The organism is Pseudorhodoferax aquiterrae (assembly GCF_014652235.1).
GTDB lineage: Bacteria > Pseudomonadota > Gammaproteobacteria > Burkholderiales > Burkholderiaceae_C > Pseudorhodoferax > Pseudorhodoferax aquiterrae.
Map to the genome: position 1 here is coordinate 1 of NZ_BMYK01000070.1, position 3,440 is coordinate 3,440.

Annotated in this window: 5 protein-coding genes and 1 pseudogene; 5 read left to right on the forward strand and 1 reads right to left on the reverse strand. The window is 67.2% G+C overall.

Annotated elements, in window-relative coordinates:
* From IE209_RS33510 to IE209_RS33520, 3 genes and pseudogenes are all read left to right on the forward strand, one after another.
* Window positions 1-346, forward strand: a pseudogene (locus IE209_RS33510) (sorbosone dehydrogenase family protein); the annotation flags it as partial.
* Window positions 347-364: 18 nt separating this feature from the next.
* Window positions 365-1,138, forward strand: coding sequence for a cytochrome c oxidase assembly protein (locus IE209_RS33515; protein WP_189691184.1), 774 nt, complete (start codon window positions 365-367; stop codon window positions 1,136-1,138).
* Window positions 1,135-1,782, forward strand: coding sequence for a cytochrome b (locus IE209_RS33520; RefSeq protein ID WP_189691185.1), 648 nt, complete (start codon window positions 1,135-1,137; stop codon window positions 1,780-1,782). Before IE209_RS33515 ends, IE209_RS33520 begins: the two co-directional genes overlap by 4 nt.
* On the opposite strand, the gene IE209_RS33525 is transcribed toward IE209_RS33520, so the two are convergent.
* Window positions 1,721-2,305, reverse strand: a complete 585-nt coding sequence (locus IE209_RS33525) for a c-type cytochrome (RefSeq protein ID WP_189691186.1) — start codon at window positions 2,303-2,305, stop codon at window positions 1,721-1,723. The genes IE209_RS33520 and IE209_RS33525 overlap by 62 nt on opposite strands.
* Window positions 2,306-2,606: 301 nt before the next feature.
* Here IE209_RS33525 and IE209_RS34150 point away from each other — a divergent pair, with 301 nt between their 5' ends.
* Window positions 2,607-2,846, forward strand: coding sequence for a cytochrome c family protein (locus IE209_RS34150; RefSeq protein ID WP_229883193.1), 240 nt, complete (start codon window positions 2,607-2,609; stop codon window positions 2,844-2,846).
* 25 nt (window positions 2,847-2,871) lie between these two features.
* Window positions 2,872-3,440: cytochrome c oxidase subunit II (locus tag IE209_RS33535; RefSeq protein ID WP_373305473.1), on the forward strand; the 569-nt coding region annotated here is incomplete at its 3' end.

Sequence of the window (3,440 nt, forward strand, 5' to 3'; positions counted from 1 at the left end):
CAAAGTGAAGATGGCAGTCCGGCCCGACTACGCGCTGCAGTCGCACTCGGCGCCGCTGGGCGTCGCATTTGCTGCGTCCAGCATCGCGGACCCCCGTTTTGCAGAAGGCGCCTTCGTCGGGTTGCACGGGAGCTGGAACCGCTCCGTGCCGGTGGGCTACAAGGTGATCTTCGTGCCCTTTCGCGACGGCCGGCCGAGCGGCCCGCCGGTGGACTTTCTCACGGGCTTCCAACGGGACGGAAAGACCATGGGCCGCCCCGTCGGCGTGACGGTGGATCCGCGCGGCGCCGTGATCGTGGCCGACGATCTGTCGAACACCGTCTGGCGTGTGGCGCCGGCGCGCTAGCGGCAGCAACAAGCCGTCATGGACGAGGCGCAACGCTGGGTACCCTACTGCGGTGAGGCGCCGAGTCCTGGCGTCTGGCTTGAGCGTTGGAACCTGGACCCCGTGCTTTGCACAGGCCTTGCCGTTCTTGCCTGGGTCTTGTGGCATCCGGTGATGGCCGGCGGCATCTCGCGCGGGCGCATACGCAGCCTGCGCGCTGCGTGGATCATGGTGTTTCTTCTGTATGTCTCGCCGCTGTGCGCGTTCAGCTCCGCGTTCTTCACGGTGCGCGTGGTCCACCACATGGCCTTGGTGCTGGTGATCGCGCCGCTGCTGGCGTTTGGCTTGAGCAGGCGGCTGGACAGCTTGCCGGCACCGGTGTGGACCAGCACGACGATGGCCGCGCTGGTGTTCTGGATCTGGCATGCCCCCAGCGCGTATGGCGCCGCGCTGTCATCGGTGCCGGTCTACGCGCTGATGCAGTTCTCTCTCGCGGCAAGCGCTGTGCTCTTCTGGACCGCGCTGCGCCGCACCAGCGCAGCCCAGGCGCTGGCCGCGCTGCTGGTCACGACGGTGCAGATGGGCTTGTTGGGCGCCCTGATCACCTTCGCCGCGCGGCCGATGTACGCGCCACACTTCCTGTCCACGCTTTCGTGGGGCGTCTTGCCGCTCGAGGACCAGCAGTTGGCGGGCCTGACGATGTGGGCGCCGGGCAGCCTCGCCTACCTGTGTGCCGCCGTCTGGATCGGTTGGCGCTGGATGCGCGCCGACGGCAGCCGCGCTGATCGCACCGTGCCCGTGGAGTCGACTTGAATCTCGTCGCCATCATCGAATGGGCAGAGGGCTACAACCGCCGCGGCCTGTACTCGCCGATCGGCGTGACTTTCCACTGGGTGATGGCAGCGATGATGATCGTCCAGCTCGGCTATGGCTGGTACCTTGGCACTCTGCCAGTGGGAGGGGACAAGCACGTGGGCTACCAGACCCATGCCGAGCTCGGGCTGACGATCATGGCGTTCGGCTCTCTGCGTTTTCTCTGGCGCAGCCAGATCAGCGGGCCGGAGAACATCGAGCCAGATTCGTTCGCAGGCCGAGCGAGCCGGCTGATCCAGGCCTGGTTCTATTTCGGCTTCATTGCGCTGCCGATCAGCGGATGGGTGATGTGGTCCACCCTACCAGGGAACCTGCCGCTGTCGGTTGCAGGCTTCATTCCGTTTCCCAACCTGCCGTTCGACCAGTTGTCGGAGCAACTGCAGCACAGCCTCATGGAGGGCGCCGCAACGGCCCACTTCTGGATCGTCTGGATCACCGTGCTGGCCATTCCCGGCCACGCCGGCGCGGCCGTGCTGCATTACCTCGTCAAGCGCGACCAGGTGCTGCAGTCGATGCTCGATCTCAACGGACAGCAGGTACCGGGCGTGGTGGGATCTGCGCCAAGTACAGGCCGAGAGTCCTGATGTCCTCCGCCTGCAGTTCTTGCGCCACGCGCAGCATCTCATGACGGCCGTCGCCGCGTCGCTTGGAGAGCTGCCAGTCGCGCAGCTGCTGGGCCGTGTAGAAGGCCGGCTGGCCCGCCAGCGGTGGCCCCACCGGGGTGCCGACGGCATCGACACCGTGGCATTGCTGGCAGGCACGCGCGTACAGCGCTGCCGTGCGCTCCGTCGTCGGCTCCGTGGTGGCTGGCGCCAGGGCGCGCGGCGGCAGTGCGGCATAGTGGTTCGCCACCAGCACGCGCTCGTCGCTGTCCAGGAAGCGCGCCACGTCGCGCATCACCGTGTGCGGCCGCAGGCCAGCGGCGTAGTCTTCCATCTGCTTTTGAAGGTAGCCGGCGGGCAGGCCGGCCAGCCGGGGTGCATCGAAGCCGTTTCCTTCGCCGCGGGCGCCATGGCAGGCCGCACACGCATAGCGGGCACCGCCTTCGCCTCCGCTCATCGCGATGAGTTCCCCACTGCGGCCATAACGGTCGTTGCTGGGCGCCATGCGGTCTGTGCAACCGCCGGCGAACAAGGCGACAACCGCGGAAACGATTGCCATCGCCAGACCAGGTCGCACTGCCTGTCGAACGGGTTGGTGGGCGGTCTGGTGGGCTGACGCGCAGGATGAACGCATGGGAGTGCAGTGTGACTCAATTCTTGCGCGGAGCAGACGGTGCATCCTCCGTGCGGTGCTCTGTGCGGCCGCATGCGGCCTCGCCGCTTGCGATGGTCCGCCTGACCGAACGCCAAAGCTGGACGCGGCCGATGTCGCCCGCGGTCTGCGCCTGGTCTCGGAGAAGGGCTGCGTGGCCTGCCACGCCTTCCCCGACGTCGCATGGCCACGGGGGGCGCTGGGGCCTTCGCTCGAGAACTTCGGCGCGCAAGGCCTCATCGCTGGCCGCCTACCCAACCAGCCCGGCGTGCTGATGCAGTTCGTTCGCAATGCACCCGCGTTGGTGCCCGGCACTGCGATGCCGGCCATGCCCATGTCGGACCAGGAAGCCCGCGATGTCACAGCCTACCTCCTCCAGCTCAAGTCTCGCTGAGGCCCTGCGCGGCTGGCCCCCACCCGTGCTGGACCCACAAGGGCCGTTCTCGAACACCGTCACGACGCTGGCCTGGGTGCTGATGGCGCTGATGGCGCTGATCTTCGTGCTGGTCTGCGTCGCGATGTGGATTGCGCTGTATGGCAGCGATAGCCTGCGTGCACGGCTGGGCGGCGAACGCGTCGTCAGATGGTTCGGGCTGGTGGTACCGGCGGGCGTTCTCTTTCTTCTGCTGGTCTGGAGCATGGCGCTGGTCTCGGGGCTGACGACCGTCAGGGGCGACGAGCTGCGCATGCGCATCGCGGGCAACATCTACTGGTGGCGGGTGTCATACCTGGACGCTGGAGGGCAGGAGTGGTTGGCCGATGCCAATGAACTGCACATTCCGGTCGGCCAGCCGGTCGTCATCGACATGGTTTCCGAAGACGTCATCCACAGCTTCTGGGTGCCCAAGCTCGGCGGCAAGATGGACATGGTCCCGGGCCGCACCAACCGCCTGAAGCTGCAGGCCGACAAGCCAGGCGTCTATGGCGGGCAGTGCGCGGAGTTTTGCGGTGGCGCGCACTCGCTGATGGGCTTCGTCGTGGTCGCGCA

What these genes read in the sequence shown, in the direction of transcription:
- IE209_RS33515 (WP_189691184.1), top strand. Translation starts at nt 365, where the DNA reads ATGGACGAGGCGCAACGCTGGGTACCCTACTGCGGTGAGGCGCCGAGT.
- IE209_RS33525 (WP_189691186.1), bottom strand. Translation starts at nt 2,305, where the DNA reads ATGGCGCCCAGCAACGACCGTTATGGCCGCAGTGGGGAACTCATCGCG.